We start from the raw sequence: 21614 nt of genomic DNA on the forward strand, positions 1-21614 counted from the left end.
AAACCCCGGGTGCGGTCCCTGTCGTAGCGGACCACACCCGGGGTACTTGTTGCGTGAAGACTACTTGCGAGCGGCAGCCAAATCCAGTGCGATATCGGTGATCAGGTCTTCCTGACCGCCGACGAGTCCGCGTTCGCCGACGGCGAGCAGGATCGCACGAGTGTCGAGTCCGTACTGCTTGGCAGCGGACTCGGCGTGACGCAGGAAGCTCGAGTAGACGCCCGCGTAGCCGAGGGTCAACGTCTCGCGGTCGACCTGGACCGGCCGGTCCTGGAGCGGACGCACGATGTCGTCAGCGGCATCCTGCAAGCCGAACAGATCGCAGCCGTGCTTCCAACCGTTGAGGTCAGCGACGGCGACGAACGGCTCGATCGGGCAGTTACCTGCACCGGCGCCGTGACCGGCGAGCGAAGCGTCGACACGCATGACGCCTTCCTCTACCGCCACAACCGAGTTCGCTACCGACAGCGACAGGTTCTGGTGGGCGTGGATGCCGATCTGGGTTTCCGGGTCGAGGACGTCGCGGTATGCGCGCACTCGTGCTCGTACACCGTCCATCGTCAGACGGCCACCGGAGTCGGTGACGTAAACGCAATGCGCCCCATAGGATTCCATCAGCTTGGCCTGCTCGGCGAGCTTCGCAGGCTCAGCCAGGTGTGACATCATCAGGAAGCCGGACACGTCCATGCCCAGTTCGCGTGCCTTGCCGATGTGCTGTGCCGAGACGTCGGCCTCGGTGCAGTGTGTCGCGACGCGGACGGAGGTGACTCCGAGCTTGAATGCATGCTCGAGTTCCTTCACGGTGCCCACGCCTGGGAGCAGCAGCGTCGTCAGCTTTGCACGATGAACGACCTCGGCTGCGGCTTCGATCCATTCCCAGTCGGTGTTGCTGCCCGGCCCGTAGGTGAGGCTGTGGCCGGCGAGGCCGTCACCGTGGGTGACCTCGATGGCGTCGACGCCTGCACTGTCCAGGGCACTTGCGATCCGGGCGACGTTTTCCGGGGTGATCCGGTGACGCATCGCGTGCATCCCGTCGCGCAGCGTCACATCTTGGATGTAGAGCGCGGCGCCGTCGTTTGCGTTGGGGCGAGTCATCGTGCAGCCTCCAGAGTCTTGTTCTCAGCCAGCTTCTCCGCGACCTGAAGAGCAGCGGAGGTCATGATGTCCAGATTTCCTGCGTATGCGGGCAGGTAGTGAGCGGCGCCTTCGACCTCGAGGAACACCGACACCTTCCACAGGCCTGGGCCCTTTTCGACGCCACCGGTAAGGGTTGCGACGGATTCCGCGTCGTCGAGCTGGGTGAACTGGACTTCCTGCTTGAGCCGGTAGCCGGGCACATATGCCGAAACCTTCGCGACCATGTCCAGAATCGACTGACGGATCTTGTCCTGATCAGGGTTCGATACCAGCGCCAGCACCGTGTCGCGCATGATCAGCGGCGGCTCGGCGGGGTTGAGGACGATGATCGCCTTACCGTGCGCAGCTCCGCCGACCTTCTCGATTGCCTCCGAGGTGGTTTCGGTGAACTCGTCGATGTTGGCTCGTGTTCCGGGTCCAGCGGACTTCGACGCGATCGATGCCACGATCTCTGCGTAGTGCACGTCGGTGACCGAGGAAATCGCGGCGACGATCGGGATGGTCGCCTGTCCGCCACACGTCACCATGTTCACGATCGGTGCGTCGAGGTGCTCGTCGAGGTTGACTGCGGGCACCACAAATGGGCCGATGGCGGCAGGCGTCAGGTCGATCAGGCGCTTGCCGTAGGGCCGCAGTGCTGCCTCGTTCGCTATGTGCGCCTGGGCGGACGTGGAGTCGAAGATGATCTCGATGTCGGCGAAATCGGGGTGATCGATCAATCCCTGCACACCCGAATCGACGGTGGAGACTCCCAACCGCCTGGCGCGAGCCAGTCCGTCGGAATTGGGGTCGATGCCCACCAGTACGGCAATCTCGACGTTCTTGGCGATCCTTTTCAACTTGATCACCAGATCGGTACCAATGTTGCCCGATCCGATGACCGCAACTTTCGTGCTCATATATTGCCCGCCTTCGCGTGTCCGATGTTGGTATCGACGCTATCCACGCTCCGCTCCGGTGCATAGGATCTGTCCCATGGAACGGGACAGGTCGTCATTGTTGGAGAGGTCGGCTCTGGTGCTGTACTCGTTTCCCGGTGGAACGGCACTTTCTCTCGCCGAGGTCTGCGCTCGGACGGGTCTGCCCAGATCCACCACCCACCGCGTGCTGGTGAGCCTGGCGGACCTCGGCTGGCTCACGCGGACCGGGAGCAAATTCGAGCTCGGAATGGCACTGTTCGAACTCGGCGAGCGTGTCGCCATCAAACACAGCCTTCGATCGGCGGCGCTCCCGTTCATGCAAGATCTCTTCGCCGTGACCGAGCAGACGGTTCACCTCGCCGTCAGAGATCGGTTCGACGCGGTCTACGTGGAGAAGATTCACGGCCGCTCGGCGATGCCGTTTCCCTCGCACACCGGCGGACGGCTGCCGTTGACGTGTACGGCGGTGGGTAAGGCGCTGCTCGCATCCGAGGACCCGGACGTGGTGGCAGAGGTGCTTGCCCAGCCGCTGCGGCGTTGTACTCCGAATTCGATCACCGACCCCAAAAGGCTTGCACTCGAAATCGATTCGGTTCGACGCACCGGCGTCGCATCCGAGCGTGAAGAGTCCGCGATCGGCGGGTGTTGCGTGGCAGCTCCTGTCACGATGGCAGGCAAACCGGTTGCAGCACTGTCGGTGTCCGTCCCGAAGGCGCAGTTCAGGCCCGAGTTGCTCGCCCCTGCCGTGCGTACGGCCGCACTGTCCCTGAGTCGAGTCCTCTCCCGTGGGTCGACCGCTCGGGGAAACTGAGGCGGGCTACCACTCTGCGGTCTACGCTCGAAGTACAGATGAGTCCATACCAGCCGGGGGTTCGTTCATGACCGAAGCGCAGTTCGATCCGCACGAGCTCCTCGCGTCGAGCAGGCTCGGGGTTCTCGCGACGATCAAGTCCGACGGTCGACCGCAGCTGTCGCCGGTCACGCCGTTCTACGACCGGGCGTCCGGGGAAATGCTCATCTCGGTAACGGATGGCCGCGCCAAGACCAACAATCTACGACGCGATCCTCGGGCGACGCTGGAGGTGACCAGCTCTGACGGGCGGTCGTGGGCGACGGCCGAGGGCACCGCGACGTTGGTGGGCCCGGGGACCGATCCACACGGCGACGAGGTGGACGCCTTGGTCGACTACTACCGAGCGGCCTCCGGTGAGCACCCGAACTGGGAGGAATATCGCGCGACGATGGTCTCCGACCGTCGAGTTCTTTTGAAGATCGCAGTCGAGCGCGTGTACGGACAATCCATCGGCTGACCGGGAAGCCACAGGCGTCGGCGCATTTCAGCCGCCACAACCAGCACGTCGTTACTGGTTCGTTACTTTTCGGTGGCCGTATCGTGACCGCGAGGTTCCAGCGGAGAGATCTTGCCCTGACAGGGTTGCTATGTAGAACACGCAACGTCGAGGGAAGGTGCCGAAAGATGACTGTTACCGACATCGCCCGCCAGGTATTGGAAGATCGCGTCTCGGATTCGACAGTTCAGACACCGCGGTACTCGATCGAAGTGGAGTCCTACTCGGATTCCTACGCCGTACTGCGAGTATCCGGCGATCTCGACATGTCTTCGCGAACTGCATTGACCCACAACCTCGGCCAGCTCACTGCCTCGGGTGCGGATGTGCTGATCGACCTGTCCGCGGTGTCGTTCATGTACTCCGGTGCGGTCAATGCTGTCATCACCTCTGCATTGGCGTCCGACGGCAGTGTGCGTGTGTTCGCCCCCACCCGCCCGGCGCGGATGGTCATCGAATCCCTAGGTGCTGCTGCACTTCTCGTCGACCATCGTCCGTCCTCACTTCTCCCCCGATAAGTTCAGCCGAATCAGGAGGCCACCATGACAGATCACGATCTTCCCCGCACCCTCGACATCGGTCACGGGTCATCGGACAACGAAGAGTCCAGACCGACGTCGTTTCTGCAGATGTTCGTCGACGCCGACCGATCCCGCCCGTCCTCGGATCGCTCGCCGCACCGGATCTTGTAACCCGCCCGCAGGGATTGCGGCCGCGAAACCCTTGACCTTGACGCAGCGTCATAGTCGACACTGATGGCGTGAGAATCAGTCAGTTGGCAGAGGCCGCCGAGACCACCCCCCGTACCGTGCGGCATTACCACCGCCTGGGGTTGATGGATGAGCCCCCGAGACTGCCGAATGGTTACCGGGAGTATCGCCTCGAAGATCTGATTCGCTTGATGAGGATTCGTTGGCTCGCCGACGCCGGGGTACCCCTCGGGTCCGTGGATACGGTGCTGTCGGTCAGCGCCGGCTGCGAGGACAAGAGTGATGCCGTCGAGGATCTCACTGCCTTGATCGACGGGATCGAAGCTGAACAGGCCAAGCTCGCTGCCCGACATGCTCGGCTGGTCGTGATGCTCGAACGCGCCGCATCGGGAACTGAGTTGTCTGCACTCCCGACCGATCTTGCCGAAGCTCTGGACAGCGCGATCGACAACTCCGCGGATCAGGCTCTGGCCGACAGCCTTCGACGTGAACGCGACATGCTCGAACTGCTTGCCATCTCGGGTCGTGCACCGGATGAGTTGCTGTCCTCGTATGTGTCCATGCTCGCTGACGACGCACGCCGAAGCTCATATTTGTCGGCGATATCGGAATGGACGGGGCTGGAAGGACGCGATCCTGCGTCGGTAGAAGCCGAGATCGATCATGTTGCCCAGAGCCTGATTTCGCTCTACCCCGACGGGTTCGCGGGTTTGCCGGAGGATTCACCCGATAACCGTCCCGCGATGACACTCGAGGACATCATCGAAGACCCTGCGCAGCGCGAGGTTGTTGCTCGTGTTCAGCGGCGGTGGACAGCCGTTCCGCACGAGGGTCGATGATGCGCGCTTACTTGTCGTTGTGGAGGTGGGTTCGGGGACACACCGACGTTCCGCAGCATGCGGTTCCGCTCGTTGCACACCAGGGCACCCTCGCGATACCCGCCGCTTTCGGTGTGGCAACGCTTGTCGAACTAGTGGTCTTGCACCTGATTCTGCCGTGGCCATGGCTCCGACTACTTGTCGCGGTCGTGTCGATCTGGTCGTTGGTGGCACTATTGGGCTCGATAGCAATCCATCGTGTGCACCCCCACTATGTGACCGACACACACCTCGTGCTGCGTCAGTCTGGGTACACGGTGTTGTCGCTGTGCCGCAACGACATTGCGTCCGTAGCGTTGATTCGCCGATTCTCCGAGACCACGCCGACCCTTCGTGACGGGCGCCTGTTTCTCCCCAACGCGAATGGCACCTCGGTCGACATCACTCTCCGAAGACAGGTCGACGCACAGTTGCCTGCGCTTATTCCCAAGTATCGACAGGCAGGTTCGGTCAGCCACGTCAGTCTGTGTCTCGACGACCCGGCGGACTTCGTGGCCCTGATGAAGGCCGAGGCACCCCGCACTTGAGCATGGTGTTCCACTTGCGCCTTCTACGGGCGGAATCCCGCGCATATCGGACGCAACTGGAACACCATGCCCAGCACCACAGGTACAGCGTGTTCAGGAACCGATCGGCCGGAAGCCCGCGCCTGTTCCGCCGCGTGCACCGAGCATGTTCACCGAGTCGAGCGCCGATGCGTAGACGGTGGGGCTCAGCAGGGGCACTCCGTCGGCGTGGCTGGCGATGCCGACGAGGGTGGTTCCGCTGACCAGTGCGCTTCCTGAGTCTGCCCACACTGTCGGGGTATCGGTCACGAGGTCGGATCCGCGGACTTCGCGGATTGTGCCGCAGGTGACGCCGCTGGCTACTCCGGTTTTGCAAACGGGTTGTCCCGGAACTGCTTGTCCGATGCCGGTGACGGTGACGCCTCCTGCCGAGGACACTGGGATCACTTTTGCGGGGTCGAGTGCGATGACTCCGTAGTCGGGACCCCAGTGCGAGGCGACGGTCGTTCCGACGGGCCCGGCTCCGGGGTTACCGATGAGCGTGACCGGCAGGCCGGGCGAGAGGATGCAGTGCCCCGCCGTCAGACCGACGAGGGTGCCCGCCGCGTCGTATCCGACTGCGGCGAAGGAGCATGCGGTCAGATCGTCGAGGCCGCCGGTGGTGATGTATCCCGTCCCCGGCCCGACGATCGCCCCTGGTGCTGCGACGGCGCTCGGCCCGACGAGTGCTCCTGTGCCGAACGCGATGGCCGCAGCAGCCACCGCTCCTGCGGCCATCGCACGTCTCATTCTCGGTGCCGCCGGCCCGAAGTGACGGTGGCGGGAGCCGAGACGTCGGCCTTCTGCGTCGAGACGGGCACACTTGGTCCTTCGGGCGGCGACCACTGCGTAGAGACTGTTCCCGGAGTGACCGGGCTCGGTGTCTGGCGTGCGATGGTTTTGTCGGTCTCGTAGTAGTACGAGTAGCCTTCGCCGCCCTTGCGGCTGAGGGGCATCATCGTGAAGACCGCGCCGAGAACGTGGGCGCCGATGGTCTCGAGATTGCCGACGGCCCGGGATACTTCGTTTTCGCTGGTGTGCCCGAAGCGGGCGACGATCAGCGCACCGTCACTGTGGGTGGTGAGCAGTGCGGAGTCGGTGACCGGCAGAAGTGGTGCACCGTCGATGATCACGTAGTCGAAGCGTGAACGCAGTTCTTCGATGACGCGACGTGATGCTTCCGATCCGAGCAGTTCCGACGGGTTCGGCGGCAGCGGTCCCGATGCGAGGACGTCGAGTCCTTCGTAGCTGCTGGGCTGGAGGACATCGGTGATGTCTGCTTGCCCGGCGAGGACGGTCGACAGGCCGACCGAACCGATGAGTCCGAGGTACTTCGACACGCGGGGGCGTCGTAGATCGCCTTCGACGAGCACGACGCGGTGGCCTGCTTCGGCGAGAGCGAGCGCGAGGTTGACCGCAACGGTCGTCTTGCCTTCGGCGGGCACTGCACTGGTGACGACGATGACGCGCGGCGGATGGTCGACTTCGAGGAACTGCAGGTTGGTACGCAGTTCGCGGAAGCCTTCGGCGCTCACCGAGTGTGTTGCACCGAAGGAGACGATCGCGGATTCCTTGAACGCCTTGTCGTAAGGAATGGTGCCGACAAGTGCTGTGTTGGAGGCAGCTTCGAGCTTCTTACGAGTCTTGATGGTGTTGTCGAGGCGGTCACGAAGGACTGCGAGCGCGATGCCGAGGAGCAGGCCCACTGCGGCTCCGAGGGCAAGGTTACGAGTTGTCTTCGGGCTGACCGGTTCAGCGGATTCCTTGGCCTGCTCGACCAACCGGACACCGGAGGCAGGTGCGCCGCCGTCTTCGGGAGTCTCGAGCTCACGGACGAGGATGGTCAACTGGTTGCCCAGCGAGTTCGCGACGTCGCGTGCGGTTCCGGGGTTGGTGTCGACGACGCAGGTGTCGAGCAGGACGGTGTCCGGCGTCGATGTCGCGGTGACCTTGGCGGCCAATTCGGCGGGCGTGATGTTCAAGCCGAGTTCGTCGATCGTGCGGGCGGCCAACGTCTCTCCGGTGACGAGCTCGGAGTACGACGCCACGCGCTGCTGCGCGAAGAGGTTGCCCTGGTAGCTTTCGCTCACTGTCGACCCACCGGAGGTGGAGACGAAGACTCGACTGCACGACTGGTAAGTCGGCGTGGTGAGAAGTGAGGCCGCTAGTGCGCCCAGGATGGCGACGGCAACGGTGACGACGATGATCATCCACCGCGTTCGCAGGATCTGGAGGTAGTCCTGGATTTCCACTTGGGCTCCCTAATATTTTCGGTCGAGCTTTAAATTTTATGGCTTCATGTCTTGGTACGCAGGCTCACTCGGTTCGTACGGGCACCACTTCCGGCGCAAGAGTGAATTGCACGACGTCGATGCGCCCGTCTTTGAAGCGCGATGAGCATCCGGTGAGGTAGTGGATGTACCTGTCGTAGTTCTCTTCCGAGGACAGGGCGATTGCTTGCGGCCGCGCAGCGACGAGCCGGTCGGTCCATTCGTCCAGTGTGCGTGCGTAGTGCGGTCCGAGCGCATGCTCGCGCTCTACGCGGAATCCGGCCTCGGTGGACTTCTTGGTCACCATGTCCGACAACGCCAACTGTCCGCCGGGAAATATCTCGCGCATGATGAAACGCACGAAGTGTGCGTCGTCGCGGGTGAACTCCACCCCGCTGGCGATGACTTCCGCGAGCGGGCGCATCACGATGGTGTGCAGCAGCATCCGGCCGTCGGCGGGGAGAACCGAGCGGCACTTGTCGAAGAACGCCGAATATCGCTGACGCCGAAAGTGTTCGAATGCGCCGATGCTGACGATGCGGTCGACGGGCTCGTCGAACTCTTCCCAGCCCTGCAGACGGATGTCCACCGTGCGTGCACTCGACAGGTCCGCCACAGTTTTACGCGCGTGGTCGTATTGGTTTCGACTCAACGTCAAACCGATGACGTCGACGTCGTACTTCTCCACTGCACGCTTGGCCAACGAGCCCCAACCGCATCCGACGTCGAGCAATGTCATCCCGGGCTCCAAGTCCAGCTTGCCCAGCGCGAGATCGATTTTCGCCAGCTGTGCTTGCTCGAGCGTCATATCTTCGCGCTCGAAGTACGCACAGCTGTAGGTCATGCTCGGGTCGAGGAACAGCTCGAAGAACTCGTCGGACAGGTCGTAATGCGCCTGCACATTGTCGACATAAGGCTCGAGCTTCTTGACAGTGCTGGATCGGTTCGTCACGCCACGCCTTCCGCGACCGAGGTGGTGCCGATTGCTCGGCCTATGGTGTGGGCGCTTGCTTCACCCAGCAGGTCTTCGTGTTCAGCATCGATGCGGATGACCGAGAGATGGCCGCCGACGTACTGTTCCCATTGGTGCGAACCGTGAGATCCACGGGCCGCAAAGTACACGACGTCACCGTCGTATATTCGGGGTCGGTGTGCTGCCACCCACCGCGGAGCTGCCACTACCGGGGCATACATTCTGCGGAGATGGTCGCTGGTAAGGAATCCGAGTTCGCTTCGTGTGTAACGCAATTGCGTCACAATTTCCTCGAACGAGGACCCGGTGACTCCCAGTTGGCGCGCCAGATCCTCGACACCGAAGTCGACGGCGTCGGCAGTGGTGTCGGTAGGCACGCTCAGCTGCGGGTCGAGCAGTGCGAGTAGCGCGACTTCCTCCCCCGAGCTCTGCAGGACGGTCGCGACGGCATGCGCGATCACTCCACCGAGCGACCACCCGAGCAGGTGGTAGGGACCGGTGGGCTGAACTGCGCGGATCTCCCGCACGTATCGGGCCGCGAACGCGTCGATGGAGGCAGGCGAGGGTTCACCGCTGGCGATGCCGGGAACCTGGAGTCCGTAGAGCGGTCGGTCGGTGACCGAGAGCAAGGACAGGTAGCTCCACGCGATGCCGATGGCAGGGTGGATGCAGAACAGTGGCTCTCCTTCGCCCTCGACCCGCAGTGGCAGTACGACATCGAAAACGTCGTCGCCGGCGTCGCCGAGTCCGTCCAGCTTCGCCGCCAACGACGCCGCGGTCGGGTGCGTCAACAGCCAGCTGACGGGTACCGGACGTCCGAGTTCGTCACCGAGGTTGTCCATCACGCGCACCACCGACAGTGAGTGCCCGCCGAGGTCGAAGAAGTTGTCGTCGACGCCGATGCGGTCGGCGTCGATCTCGAGAACCTCTGCGAACGACGCCCGCACGCTCCACTCCAGCGGGGTCGACGGCGCAAGATGCACGACGGTCGCCAGCGTGGGCTCGGGTAGCGCTCGCGCGTCGACCTTCCCGGAGATCGACATCGGGAGCGTGTCCACGACGGTGACCGAGCCAGGAACCATGTAGGCAGGGATTGTGCGCGTGAGGAATTCGCGCACCGAGCCGGCATCGGTGTCGCCGGCGATGTAGGCGGCCAACGAGTGATCGTGCCCGACCACACAGGCCTGTTCGACGTCGGGATGCCGCAGCAGCGCTGCTTCCACCTCTGCGAGCTCGACGCGATGGCCGCGGATCTTGACCTGCGAGTCGACGCGTCCGAGGTATTCGAGTTCGCGCAAGTTCCGGTGCTCCACCCACCGGACGAGGTCGCCGGTTCGGTAGAGGCGCGTTCCTTTGTTGCCCAGCATGTTCGGCAGGAAGCGGCTTGCGGTGAGTCCGGGCTGGGACAGGTATCCTTCGGCCAGCCCTGGGCCACCGAGGTACAGCTCCCCCACCACGTTGTCCGGTACGGGCCGCAGCCGTGCGTCGAGGACGACGGCGTCGAACCCTCGCACCGGTCCGCCGATGGTCACCGCGGCGAGGTGTTTCAGTGCGGGCGTGCAGGTTCCCATGACCGTGGCCTCGGTCGGTCCGTAGGCGTTGAACACGGTGCTGCTGTGCGACCAGCGTTGCACCAGTTCGGTATTGGCTGCTTCGCCGGCCATGATGACGACGTCGACGGTCGGTGTGGCCGCCGGGTCGGTGATCTGCAGGACGGTCGGGGTCAGGCACACGTGTGTGACGGCGGTGCTGGTGATGAACTTTTCGAGTTCACGGCCCGCGTAGACCTCGGCGGGCACGACGACCACGGCTGCGCCGACTCCGAATGCGAGGAGCATTTCGAAGATCGAGGCGTCGAAACCTGGGGACGCGAACTGCAGTACCCGGGATTCGGTCTCGACTCCGAACGTTTCGCGTTGGCTCTGCACCAGATCCGCGATTCCCCGGTGTGTCACGCGCACGCCCTTGGGGGCACCCGTCGAACCCGAGGTGTAGATGACGTATGCGGTGTCGTCGAGATATGCGGTGTTTTCGACATTCGAGCGAAGCGTGGCTGGTTCGGAGAGGTTGTCGACCGTCACCCATCGTCCTCCGTCGGGAGCGAGGGACGCCCTGGTGATGCCGGTGACGGGCTGGGCGTGTTCGAGGATTTCCTCGATGCGCGCGGCCGGATGGTTCGGGTCGATCGGCAGGTAGCCTGCACCGCTCTTGGCGACGGCCCATAGTGCCGCTACGAGATCGGCGGACCGCGGCAGTGCGACGGCAACCAGCGTTCCCGGTCCCGCGCCTTCGGCGATGATGCTGTCCATCAGCATATTCGAGCGACGGTCCAGTTCGGTGTACGTCAGTGATTCGCCGCCGTCGACGACGGCTGTTGCGTCCGGCCAGGTCTCGGCGGCCCGGCGCACGAGGGTGCCGAGGGTGTAGCGATCTTCGGCACCGTCGTTGTGCGAGAAGACGTTCGAGCGGGCCGCGAGGAAGTCGAGGCTGCCGAGTTCGATGTCCGGGCGTGCCGCGACGAGTCGGAGTACCGACTCCAGGCGTTCGGCAAGGGCGACGCACACGGAGCGTTCGAAGCGTTCGCCGGAGTAACCGAGTTGTCCGCTCAGACCTTCGGCGGTGTGCTCGATGACGACTTCGAGGTCGAACTGGTTCTCGGAGATGTCGATTCGCTGCGGCGATACTTCACCGGTGCCGAGTTCGAAGGTCGGGATCTCCAGCGCGCCGACGGCGAGGAGCACCTGGAACAGTGGGTGGGAGTCGATGGCTCTGGCCGGTTCCACGGCCTCGACGACCCAGTCGAAGGGGACGGCCGAGTGCGCGAATGCGTCGAGGTCGCGGTCGCGGACGTCGGTGACGAACTGCTCGAATGTCTTGTTCGGTGCCACCTCGGTCCGGAGCACGATGGTGCCGACGAACATGCCGACCAGGTCGTCGAGCGCGGGTTCGGAGCGTCCCGATACCGGGGTGCCGATGGCGATGTCGGCGGTGCCGCTGGCTTCGGCGAGCACGGCGGCCAAGGCAGCGTGGATCACCACGAACAGTGTTGCGCCCACACGGTTCGCGAGGCCGCGGAGGTCGGCGAGCGTGGCAGCGTCGAGTTCGAACGCGATGGGTGCCGCGTTCTCGAAGGAGTTCGGGGTGCCGGTCGGCAGCTCTAGGTAGTCCGGCAGCCCGGCGAGGGTGCGCCGCCAATAGGCGAGCTGTTCGGCTGCGACCGAGTCCAGCACATCCTGCTGCCACAGGCGGTAGTCGGCGTAATCTACTGTCAGCGCGGCGAATTCGGGTTGCGCCCCGGCCCGCCTTGCGGTCAGCGCAATCGAGACGTCGCGGGTCAACGGGGCGAGCGAGAGCCCGTCGACGGCGATGTGATGGGCGACGACCACCAACGACACCTCACCGCCCCTGCATACGACATCGTGTACGACGTTGAGCCGCACGGGTGGCTCGACGGTCAGGTCGAATCCGGTTTCGGCCAGCAGTTTCGCGTCGGCGTGGCGATCGTCGATCGAGGAGACCACGATCTCGGCGTCGAGCAGCATGGCGACCGGGCCGTCCGGGGTGGACGGGTAGACGGTGCGCAACGGTAGGTGCCGGTCGAGCACGTCGACGATTGCGGCGCGTAGTACCGCGAGGTCGGTGTCCGCGGGTAGCGGCAATGCGAACGCGATGTTGTAGGCGGCCGAGGTGGGGTCGAACCGGTTCTGCAGCCACACCCGTCGCTCGGCGGGAGACAGGGCGCCGTGATCGTGTGCCTGCGCCCGATGAACCAGCGCGGGCGGGCTGACGTATGCCTCGGACAGCATGTCGATTGCCGCAGCGAGGGCGCGGGCACTCGGCGCTTCGAACAGTGTCCGAACCGGAACGTGGGTGCCCAGTGCGGCGCCGATGCGCGAGGTTGCGCGTGTGGCACTCAGCGAATCACCGCCGAGCACGAAGAAATTCGCGTCGGCAGACGGATCTACGACGTCGAGGGCGTCGGCGAAGATCCCGAGGATGACTTCCTCGGCCAGCGTTCGAGCTGTCGAGAGGTCTCCGGTTACCGGGGCAGGCGCGACCAGTGCGGAGAGGTCGACCTTGCCGTTGGTGGTGACCGGGATGCGATCGACTGCGACGATCACGGTTGGCACCATCGACAGCGGAAGCCGTTCGAGTAGCCACGGCGTGAGTTCGCGCTGGTCGGCCCCGACCACCCAGGCCACGATTCGGCCGTCGCGGACGTCGGCGACCGCGCTCTGGACCGAAGGATGTGCGGTGAGGGCGGATTCGACGTCGCCGAGTTCGACGCGTACCCCGCGCAATTGGACTTGGGAGTCGCCGCGGCCACGGTATTCGAGAACACCGGACTCCTGGCGGCGTACGAGGTCGCCGGTCCGATAGAGCCGCCGGCCACCGGGGCCTGCGACGAAGCGCTCCGCGGTCAGCGCGGCGTGGGCACGGTAACCGCGCGCAATCGAGATGCCACCGAGGTACAGCTCGCCGACGCCACCGACCGGGACCTGCTGTAGGCGAGTGTCGAGCACGAGCGCGTACACGTGTGGCAGCGGTGTGCCGATGGTGACGCGGTCCCCGGCGTCGAGCGGGTCGGTCAGCGTCGCGACGACGGTGGCCTCGGAAGGGCCGTACGCGTTGAGCATTCGCCGTCCGGGTGCCCAGGCGCCGACCACTGCGCTTCCGAGTACGTCTCCACCGACCGCCACGGTGGTGACACCGGTAACCGGGGGGACGGTGGCGAGCACGGCCGGTGTGGACAGGTAGTGGGTGACGGAGTGGGCAGTGAGGAACCGAGCCATCTCGTCCCCGTCGAGTATCTCGGTGGGTGCGATGACCATGGTGGCGTCTGCTCCGAAGGCCAGCACCAGTTCCAGCACGGCGGCGTCGAAGTTCGTCGAGTATCCGTGCAGCACCCGCGACGAAGCGGTGACGTCGTAGCGCGAAACTACTTGCTGTGCAAGTGCATACACAGCCGCGTGCGTCACCGTCACGGGCTTCGGTATGCCGGTGGAGCCCGAGGTGTGGATGATGTAGGCGGGGTGGGCCGGGTGCACCGCTGCGGCGCGGTCGGCGTCGACCAATGCGCTGTCGTCGAAATTCTCGGCAGCCGATTCGTCGAGCCAATGGATGCCCTCTTCGACACCGCCGAAGCCCAGGTGGGTGCCGGTCAGGATCTGCTCGCGTCGCAGCGCCGGGTAGCTCGGATCGACCGGCAGGAACGCAGCGCCGGACTTCACCACTGCCCACAGGGCCACGATGTACTCCGCGGACCGTACGAGCGAGAGCGCCACGGTGCTCTCGGGTGCGGCGCCGCGGTCGATCAGCAGGCGCGCCAACCTGTTGGATCGGGCGTCCAGTTCGCGGTAGGTCAGCGTCGATTCGCCGTCCACAGCAATCCGGTCGGCCGTCTCGATTGCCAGCACGTCCAGGAGCGTTCCCGTCGCATCGCGCTCGGGTTGCGGAGGCAGAGAGGCGAGTTCGATATCCCCCACCACGACGGAAGGGTTCTCCACGACGGCTCCGAGAACGCTCACGAAGGCTGCGGCGAAGCGTTCGACGGTCGCCCGGTCGTACAGGTCGATCGCGTATTCGATATCGCCCGCGATACCGTCGGCAGTTTCGGTGACGACGACGTTGAGGTCGAATTCGGAGGTGTGCGTGGAGATGGGCAGCACGGTGACCGGGAGGTCCTCGATCGACTGGTGGCGGGCATTGTCGAATGCCAGCATCACTTGGAACAGTGGGTGACGGTCGAGGGATCGATCGGTGGTCAGTGCGTCGACGATCCGCTCGAACGGCAGTTCGGAGTGTGCGAACCCGTCGAGATCTGCGTGCCGAACACTCTCGAGGAGTTCGGTGAAGGTGCCGTCGCGGTCCACCTCGACCGCCAAGGGCACGGTGCCGACGAACATTCCGACCATGTCGTCGAGCGCTGCGTGCCCGCGACCGGCCGAGGGCGAGCCCAGGACGGTGCGGTCGCAATCACTGAAGCGACTCAAAGTCAGGGCAAGTGCGGCATGGACGACCATGAACGTCGTCGCGTTCTCACCGAGGGCGAGAGCACGAATCCGGGCGTGCACTTCGGTGCCGATGGCGACAGGGACGCCGGCAGTCTGCATCGACTGCACGGCCGGGCGCGGGCGATCGGTCGGCAGCTCTGCACTGGGCCGATCGAGAGCATCGAGTGCGATTGTCCAATAACGTAATTGGTCCTCGGCGGCGGCGTCGACGACAGCTCTGTTCCACACTGCGTATTCGCTGTACTGAGCTTGCAGACGCGGCCATGTGGGGGCATGCCCGGCGGAGCGCGCGGCGTAGGCGACGGTGAAGTCGCGGACGAGTGGATCGATCGACCACCCGTCGACCGAGATGTGATGCATGACGATGACGACAACCGTCGCCTCTGGCGAACCCTCATGCGAGGAGACGGCGAGTAGCGAGGCGCGGATGGGGACCTCGGCAGCGACGTCGAAACCCTTCGATGCCAGCTCAGTGATCGCGTCGTCGAGCTGGTCGGGTCCTACTTCGCTGGTGAGGATCTCGGGCAGAACACCGGCCGTGGGCAGCACTACCTGGCGCGGGCCGTTGCCGTCGTCGGGGAAGTAGGTGCGCAGCGATTCGTGGCGTTCGAGCACGTCCCGCAGCGCAGCGATGACGAGGCCCGAGTCTCCACCCGAAGGCAACTGCACGGCCACCGGCATGTTGTATGCGGGCGAGGCCGAATCGAATTGGTTGAGGAACCACATCCGCTGCTGCGAGTAGGATAGCGGCACCTGCTCGGGCATGACGGTGTCGAGCAGATCGAGCGAATCTCGCTGATCGACAGCCGAATCGATGGCATCCGCGATCGCGGCGACGGTCGGCGCGTCGAACAGGACCGGCAGCGTGACCGCAGAGCCGAGCCTGGCCACCACTCGCGTCGCGCTCAGCGAATCGCCACCGAGCTCGAAGAACGAGTGGGTGCGGCCGACGATCGGTACGTCCAGTACTTCGGCGAACACCGCAGCGACGGCGCGTTCGGTATCGGATTGCGGGGCAACGTATTCGGTGACCGTGGTCGGTGCCGGGTCGGGTAGTGCCCGACGGTCGAGCTTGCCGCTCGCCGAGAGGGGTAGCGCTTCGAGTTCGACGATGCGGTCCGGAACCATCCACGCCGGAAGCGCGCCGCGCAGGTGCGCACTCAAGAATGCGGACTCACCGACGACGTACGCGACGAGGTGGTCTTCACGAACGTCGACGGCAACGGCGTCGACGCCCGTCAGCTGCAGTGCGACCGATTCGATTTCCCCGAGTTCGAGGCGACGGCCGTGTAGTTGGAGCTGCTGATCGGCGCGGCCCAGGTATTCGAGTGACGTGCCGAAGATCGACCATCGCACCAGATCGCCTGTGCGATAGAGCCTTCGACCGGATGCAGCTGGATCGGCTACGAAACGGCTCGCGGTGACGCCGGGTTGCCCGTCGTATCCTCGCGCGAGAGAGTCACCGCCGAGGTAGAGCTCGCCGATTCCGCCGTACGGGACGGGCCGCAATCGGCTGTCCAGTACCAGTGCGCGGACACCGGGCAGTGGGCCACCGATGGTGATCCGTTTCCCGACGGCCATGGGTGCGGAGAGTGTGGCGAGGACGGTTGCCTCGGTCGGGCCGTAGGCGTCGAGCATGTCGGGTCCGGCGTCGGCGAACCGGTCGCGGAGCGCGGGCGAGCAAGCTTCACCGCCCACGTCGAATACCTCGAGGCCTTTGACGTCGAGCGGTTCGAGCGTCGCGAGGACGGTCGGGGAGGTGATGAGGTGCGTGATGCGTTCTTCGGCCAGGAGGTCTGCGAGCGCGGGCCCCGCGTACACGTCGGCGGGTGCGATGACCAGCGTGGCACCGGCAGCGAAGGCGGCCAGGATTTCCTGGATGGACGCGTCGAACACCGGTGACGCCAGGTGCAGTACCCGCGCGTCCGGTGAGACCGAGTACCGATCCACTACCGCTGTTGCGAGTTGCGCGAGCCCGCGGTGAGCGAGGCTGACGGCCTTGGGCTTTCCGGTCGAACCGGAGGTATGGATGACGTAGGCCTCGTTGTCGAGGTGAACCTGGTGAGCGTCGAAGGGCAGGGTTTCGGCGCCCAGAAGGTCTTCGATGGCCAGCCACTCGACTGTGCTGGGGAGCGTGCCGAGCAGTGCGCGTCCGGTGATGCCGACGCGCACTCCGATGCCGCCGAGCATGGAGGTCAGGCGGTCGGTCGGATCGTGCGGGTCGACGGGCACGAACGATGCGCCCGCTACCGATACGGACCACAACGCCAGCACGGAGTGCATCGAGCGGTCTAACGCGATTGCGATTCGCGTCTCGGGTGAGGTGAGGAAGGGCGCAAGCTGTCCCGCGATATGGTCTGCACGAGAGACGAATTCGATGCCCGTGAGCTCCTGCCCGGCGTAGCGGACCACGGCGGAGTCCCGCAGCAACTCGGGCAGCAGAACAGGCCGTGGACCCTGCGAGTCCACTGCGAGCAGGGCTTCCTCTTCGGCAGGCGAAAGCACTTTCAGGTCCGCAAGCGGCAACCCGTCCGGTGCTGCGAGCACGGTACGCAGCAGCGCGAGGAACCGCTGATGGTGCGTGCTCAGCTCCTCGGTGCTGTAAATCGCCGGGTTACCGAGGAAGTCGACGCGGGTGCTGGCGCCGGCGACCCCCGGGTAGACGTTGACCATCATGTCGTCGATCGGGCCGCTGGAGAGCACACGGTATTCGCCGATGACGTTGCCGAGCCGAATTGTGCTGTCGTACATCATGATGTTCACGGTCGGGCCGAAAGCTCCACGGCCCGCGGAGGTACTGCCCTCGAACCCGCCGTCGGTTTCACGCTGCATGTCCTCGACGCGGAACCGCTGATGCCGCAGCGCGCCGGTGAGCTCGACCTGGATGCGGCGCAGTAGTTCCTCGATGGTGACGTCTGGGTCGACGCCGATGCGCAGCGGCACGATGTTGGACATCATCCCGGAGGAGTCACGCAGTTTGGTGGTCGCTCGACCCGAGACGGGGAGGCTGAGCATGACGTCGTCGGTGCCGGTCATCCGCGCGAGGTACAGCGCGAACGTCGCGAGCACGACGGGGACGTCGGAAGAGTTGTAGCGCTGGGCGAGCGCGGCCATTGCGTCGGTCAGCTCGTCGTCGAGCACTGCGCCGACGCTGATCGAGACGGCGCTGGGCACGGCCGCACCGGAATGCGAGGTGCCTGCCAGACGTGGCGCATCGGCGTGACCGTCTAGCCTGCCGACCCAGTATTCGCGGTCGGCTTCGTAGCGCGTGGAACCGACGTAGGCGGTTTCGTAGTCGTAGATCGCCCGGACACCGACGGCGCGGGTCTTGGGAACGTCGGCGCCGGTCAGCAGGGCCGTGTACGCGGCGGCGGTGCGCTCCTGAACGGAGATTGCACCCAAGCCGTCCATGACGACGTGGTGAGCTCGGCTGTACCAGAAGTAGTGTGCGTCGCCGACCTGCATGATCTCCGAGGCGATCAGCTGATCGCGGACCAAGTCGACGGGCTTTCGGTATTGCTCGTCCATGTAGCGGTGGGCGTAGCCGACGGGGTCGCTCTCGTCGCGAAGGTCGCGGTAAATCATGGCGTAGGGAACGTTGAGGTCGACCCATTGATAGGGCTGCCCGTCGTCCTCACCCAAGCGCACGCCAGGCGATTCGAGCTCGCGGCACGCGATGTCGGTAGCTCGGATCAACGTGGCGGGGTCGATATCGCCACGGATCTCCACGAACTGGGCGATGGTGAACGGAACCCCCGGCGCCAGCTTCTGCGCGAAGTAGATATTGAGCTGGGCGGGCGACAGCGGGAACAAGTCGATCCCGCTGGGGGCACCTTCCACTGACGACACTTCTGCTACCCCTCCTCACAGTCCTTTGCGCCGGCGGCACAATCTTCACTCCGGAAGAACGTTGCTGAAGCAACGTCGATCAGTAGCGCCCATTTACAAACTAGTGGACCGGAGGTATTTGCTCTACTTATCCAATGCGACTTCCGTGATATTAACCGTTGCGGGCGCAGTACATTTCGGTGAAAACTAGGTGACGTGTATTGAAAAGCGCCATTCCGCTTGTTTCTGGTTATTTCCCTGAATATTTCCAGCCGTTCAGGGGCGGTACCGTACTGCGGCGACTGTCCGGTACAGGATGCGGATGTCGCGGGCGAGTGACCACGAGTCCACATAGCCGCGATCGAGCATCTCCGCGTCCGGTCCGGAGATGTCCGCGCGGGGCGCCAGCATCCACAGCCCGGTGATTCCTGGACGGCAGTCAACGGGGACTTCCACATCGGGAATGCCGGGCCGATCCGCGGCGGGTCGCGGCCCGACCATGCTCATGTCACCCCGAAGAACGTTGATCAGCTCGGGCAGATGATCCATGCCCAGCTTCGTCAGGAGTACGCCGAGGCGCTGCTCAGGGCGTGTTCTGAAGCTCAGGAGCTGAAAACGGACGCCTCGACGACCGATCCGCGTCGTGGACGCGAACGTGGGCTCACCTTCGGCGCCACTGGTCGAAATCACGCATCCGAGGAATACCGGCGCCAGCACTACCAGGATTGTGGCGGCCACCACTCTGTCGAATATGACTTTGGTCGCAGATTGCACCGGATCGAGCCGCGAGGGCCCTGCCGATCCGCCCTGTTGTGGTATCGAGGGGTCCGAACCGCACCCTCCCGAACTACAGCGGATCACTCTCCCGACTCCCCTCTCCGAACCAGACACTTCTCCCCGAGACCGACCGATTGTTATCGTGAGTAACTGCGATTACGTTACGATCTCGGCGCCTACAAGTCGTTGATTTACACGATCGTATTAATTACCGACATCGACAATCATTCAATCGAATTACCACACCACCTCGATGCCCGCTGCCGACGTCGACGCACTAGTCTTCCCACGGGCGTGAATATCTTCTTTTCGGCAATACCCGCGCCCTTCACTCGAACCATCCCTAGCAACAGGAGCCCCGTCGACATGACCTCTGGCACCGACACCCGCCCGCCGTCGCGCAAGAACAAGCGCCCCGTCCTGTTGGGTGTCGGCATCGTTCTGGTCATCGTTCTCGCCTTCCTGGCGTGGCTGGCGTACGAGGCCTTGACGGCGAAGTCCAATTTGGAGACGACGCGGGACGCCGCGAACTCCGCGAAGAACGCCCTGCTCGACGGCGATGTGTCGGGGGCGCAGGCCGCTGCCGCCGAGGCGAGCGAGTCCGCGGACAAGGCGCAGAACGCAGCGTCTTCGCTGCCGTTCACGATCGCTGCAGCAATCCCAGTGCTCGGCAGTCCGCTCGAGACGATCGTCGAGATCACCGATGTCGTCCGCGGCCTCGCCGTCGATGTTCTGGAGCCTGCTGCGCAGGCGAGTGCGAGCATCTCCCCCGACAACGTGATCGAGGGCGGCGGCCGAGTGAACTTGCAGTCGCTTACCGAAGCCGAGCCGATCCTCGCCGAGACTTCTGCAGCGGCACAGGACCTCTACGCGCAGGCTCAGGCGATCGAGGCGCCGGCCTATCTCGGAGTCGTCGACGACGCCCGTGTGCAGCTCGAGAATCAGACCCACGATCTGTCTGGCTTGCTGACCAATACTTACACCGCGAGCCGCATCGTTCCTTCGATGATGGGCGCCGACGGTCCCCGCTCCTACTTTCTCGCCTTCCAGACCAACGCCGAGGCGCGCGGCACGGGTGGTCTACTCGGCGGATTCGGAATTGTGCGCGCCGACAACGGAACTGCCCGGGTAGATACCCTCGGCAGCAACCGCGAGCTGGAGTTCGCGGAGCAGCCGATCGATCTGGGCCCCGAGTACAACGCACTGTGGGGTCCGCGTAACACCACGACGGACTTCCGCAATTCCAATGCGAGCCCGCACTTTCCGTACGCCGGCCAGATCTGGTCTTCGATGTGGGCCGAGCAGACCGGGGAGAAGCTCGACGGCGCCATCGCTACCGATCCGATTGCTCTGGGCTACATTCTCGACGCCACCGGCCCGGTCACCCTCGCCGACGGTGAAGTCATTTCCGGTGACAACGTCGTCGAGGTGACGCTGTCCACTGCGTACGCTCGCTTCGGCGAAGATCAGCTGGCACGCAAGAACTACCTGCAGGAAATCTCGCAGGCTGTCGTGTCGAAGATGACGACCGGTGTCGCGCCGACCCGCAAGTTGCTCGACGCGGTCGGCCGGGCAGGCAGTGAGGGACGCATCTCGGTGTGGAGCGCAGATCCCGCCGAACAGGAAACCCTGGAGGGCACGAAGGTCGGCCATGCGCTCCCAGACGATCCTGCCCCGTATGCCAACGTGATCGTCAACAACGCAGGCGGAAACAAACTCGACTACTACCTCACTCGCGATATCTCGTACACCGCGGAATCCTGCACCGGCCCGACCCGGAAGTCGACGGTCACGGCGACACTGACCAACACCGTGGTTTCGGACGGACTGACCCAGTACGTGGCCAGCACGTTCCAGCCCGGTGTCCCGTACGGCACCAACGAGTCGATCGCCTACCTGTACGGGACGCAGGGCGCCAAGTTCACCGGCATGAAGGTCGACGGCGTCAACGCCTTCTCGGTCCAGAAGGGTACCGAGCTGGGTCGGCCCGTCCAGGCTGCGTACGTCACGATTCCGCCCGGTGAATCCTCAACTGTCACTTGGGAACTGGAGGAGCCTTCCGTTTCCGGTGAAGCTACGGTTCCGGTCCAGCCGTTGGTGGACACTCCTACTATCAGCATCGATCTTCCCCAATGCTGATAGTGGAGCACTGACGGCCCCGGAGCTGTAGATTGCGCGGGCTATGCCGGCCGATGGTTCACCCCATCGAGCCG

The 21614-nt window shown here is 64.5% G+C and carries 14 protein-coding genes; 7 read left to right on the top strand and 7 right to left on the bottom strand.

Features of this window, described 5'->3' with window-relative positions; genetic code table 11:
• Positions 1 to 60 precede the first annotated feature (60 nt).
• Both dmpG and ABIB36_RS02695 read right to left on the bottom strand, forming a co-directional pair.
• Positions 61 to 1095, bottom strand: coding sequence for a 4-hydroxy-2-oxovalerate aldolase (gene dmpG / locus ABIB36_RS02690; RefSeq protein ID WP_084347156.1), 1035 nt, complete (start codon positions 1093 to 1095; stop codon positions 61 to 63).
• Entirely contained in the window at positions 1092 to 2036 is a 945-nt protein-coding gene (locus ABIB36_RS02695; RefSeq protein ID WP_084347155.1) for an acetaldehyde dehydrogenase (acetylating), read from the bottom strand. The genes dmpG and ABIB36_RS02695 overlap by 4 nt, the downstream gene beginning before the upstream one ends.
• Before the next feature lie 76 nt (positions 2037 to 2112).
• Between ABIB36_RS02695 and ABIB36_RS02700 the strand changes: the two genes are divergently transcribed.
• The 6 genes from ABIB36_RS02700 (at position 2113) to ABIB36_RS02725 (ending at position 5521) form a co-directional block, all read left to right on the top strand.
• Positions 2113 to 2868, top strand: coding sequence for an IclR family transcriptional regulator (locus ABIB36_RS02700; protein WP_084347154.1), 756 nt, complete (start codon positions 2113 to 2115; stop codon positions 2866 to 2868).
• Between the two features lie 67 nt (positions 2869 to 2935).
• Positions 2936 to 3367, top strand: a complete 432-nt coding sequence (locus tag ABIB36_RS02705; RefSeq protein WP_354559052.1) for a PPOX class F420-dependent oxidoreductase — start codon at positions 2936 to 2938, stop codon at positions 3365 to 3367.
• A gap of 167 nt (positions 3368 to 3534) precedes the next feature.
• The gene (locus ABIB36_RS02710; RefSeq protein ID WP_179142315.1) at positions 3535 to 3924 is read left to right on the top strand and encodes an STAS domain-containing protein; all 390 of its coding nucleotides are present in this window, start codon (positions 3535 to 3537) and stop codon (positions 3922 to 3924) included.
• 24 nt (positions 3925 to 3948) lie between these two features.
• Positions 3949 to 4098, top strand: a complete 150-nt coding sequence (locus ABIB36_RS02715) for a hypothetical protein (RefSeq protein WP_179142314.1) — start codon at positions 3949 to 3951, stop codon at positions 4096 to 4098.
• Positions 4099 to 4166: 68 nt separating this feature from the next.
• Complete coding sequence (locus ABIB36_RS02720; protein ID WP_354559053.1) at positions 4167 to 4955, top strand: MerR family transcriptional regulator; 789 nt, start codon at positions 4167 to 4169, stop codon at positions 4953 to 4955.
• Positions 4952 to 5521: a hypothetical protein gene (locus ABIB36_RS02725; protein WP_143542137.1), complete on the top strand. Its 570-nt coding sequence runs from the start codon at positions 4952 to 4954 to the stop codon at positions 5519 to 5521. The genes ABIB36_RS02720 and ABIB36_RS02725 overlap by 4 nt, the downstream gene beginning before the upstream one ends.
• 93 nt (positions 5522 to 5614) lie before the next feature.
• Here ABIB36_RS02725 and ABIB36_RS02730 read toward each other — a convergent pair whose 3' ends face one another.
• The 5 genes from ABIB36_RS02730 to ABIB36_RS02750 all read right to left on the bottom strand — a co-directional run bounded on the left by ABIB36_RS02730 (position 5615) and on the right by ABIB36_RS02750 (position 19515).
• Complete coding sequence (locus ABIB36_RS02730) at positions 5615 to 6277, bottom strand: chymotrypsin family serine protease (protein WP_084347150.1); 663 nt, start codon at positions 6275 to 6277, stop codon at positions 5615 to 5617.
• A gap of 8 nt (positions 6278 to 6285) precedes the next feature.
• A complete protein-coding gene (locus ABIB36_RS02735) occupies positions 6286 to 7791 on the bottom strand; it encodes a tyrosine-protein kinase domain-containing protein (RefSeq protein ID WP_354559054.1) in 1506 nt (501 codons plus the stop codon).
• 64 nt (positions 7792 to 7855) lie between these two features.
• Positions 7856 to 8761 carry a cyclopropane mycolic acid synthase family methyltransferase gene (locus tag ABIB36_RS02740; protein WP_354559055.1) on the bottom strand — a complete coding sequence of 302 codons (906 nt, stop codon included), beginning with the start codon at positions 8759 to 8761 and terminating at the stop codon, positions 7856 to 7858.
• Positions 8758 to 18645: a non-ribosomal peptide synthetase gene (locus tag ABIB36_RS02745; protein WP_354559056.1), complete on the bottom strand. Its 9888-nt coding sequence runs from the start codon at positions 18643 to 18645 to the stop codon at positions 8758 to 8760. The genes ABIB36_RS02740 and ABIB36_RS02745 overlap by 4 nt, the downstream gene beginning before the upstream one ends.
• Before the next feature lie 255 nt (positions 18646 to 18900).
• Positions 18901 to 19515 (bottom strand): sugar transferase, encoded by a 615-nt coding sequence (locus ABIB36_RS02750; protein WP_354559057.1) that lies wholly within the window; start codon positions 19513 to 19515, stop codon positions 18901 to 18903.
• Between the two features lie 252 nt (positions 19516 to 19767).
• Between ABIB36_RS02750 and ABIB36_RS02755 the strand changes: the two genes are divergently transcribed.
• Positions 19768 to 21540 (top strand): DUF4012 domain-containing protein, encoded by a 1773-nt coding sequence (locus ABIB36_RS02755; RefSeq protein ID WP_354559058.1) that lies wholly within the window; start codon positions 19768 to 19770, stop codon positions 21538 to 21540.
• The last annotated feature ends 74 nt before the right edge of the window (positions 21541 to 21614 follow it).

Origin of the sequence: Rhodococcus sp. UYP9, from assembly GCF_040547235.1 — a bacterium.
Taxonomy (GTDB): Bacteria; Actinomycetota; Actinomycetes; order Mycobacteriales; family Mycobacteriaceae; genus Rhodococcoides.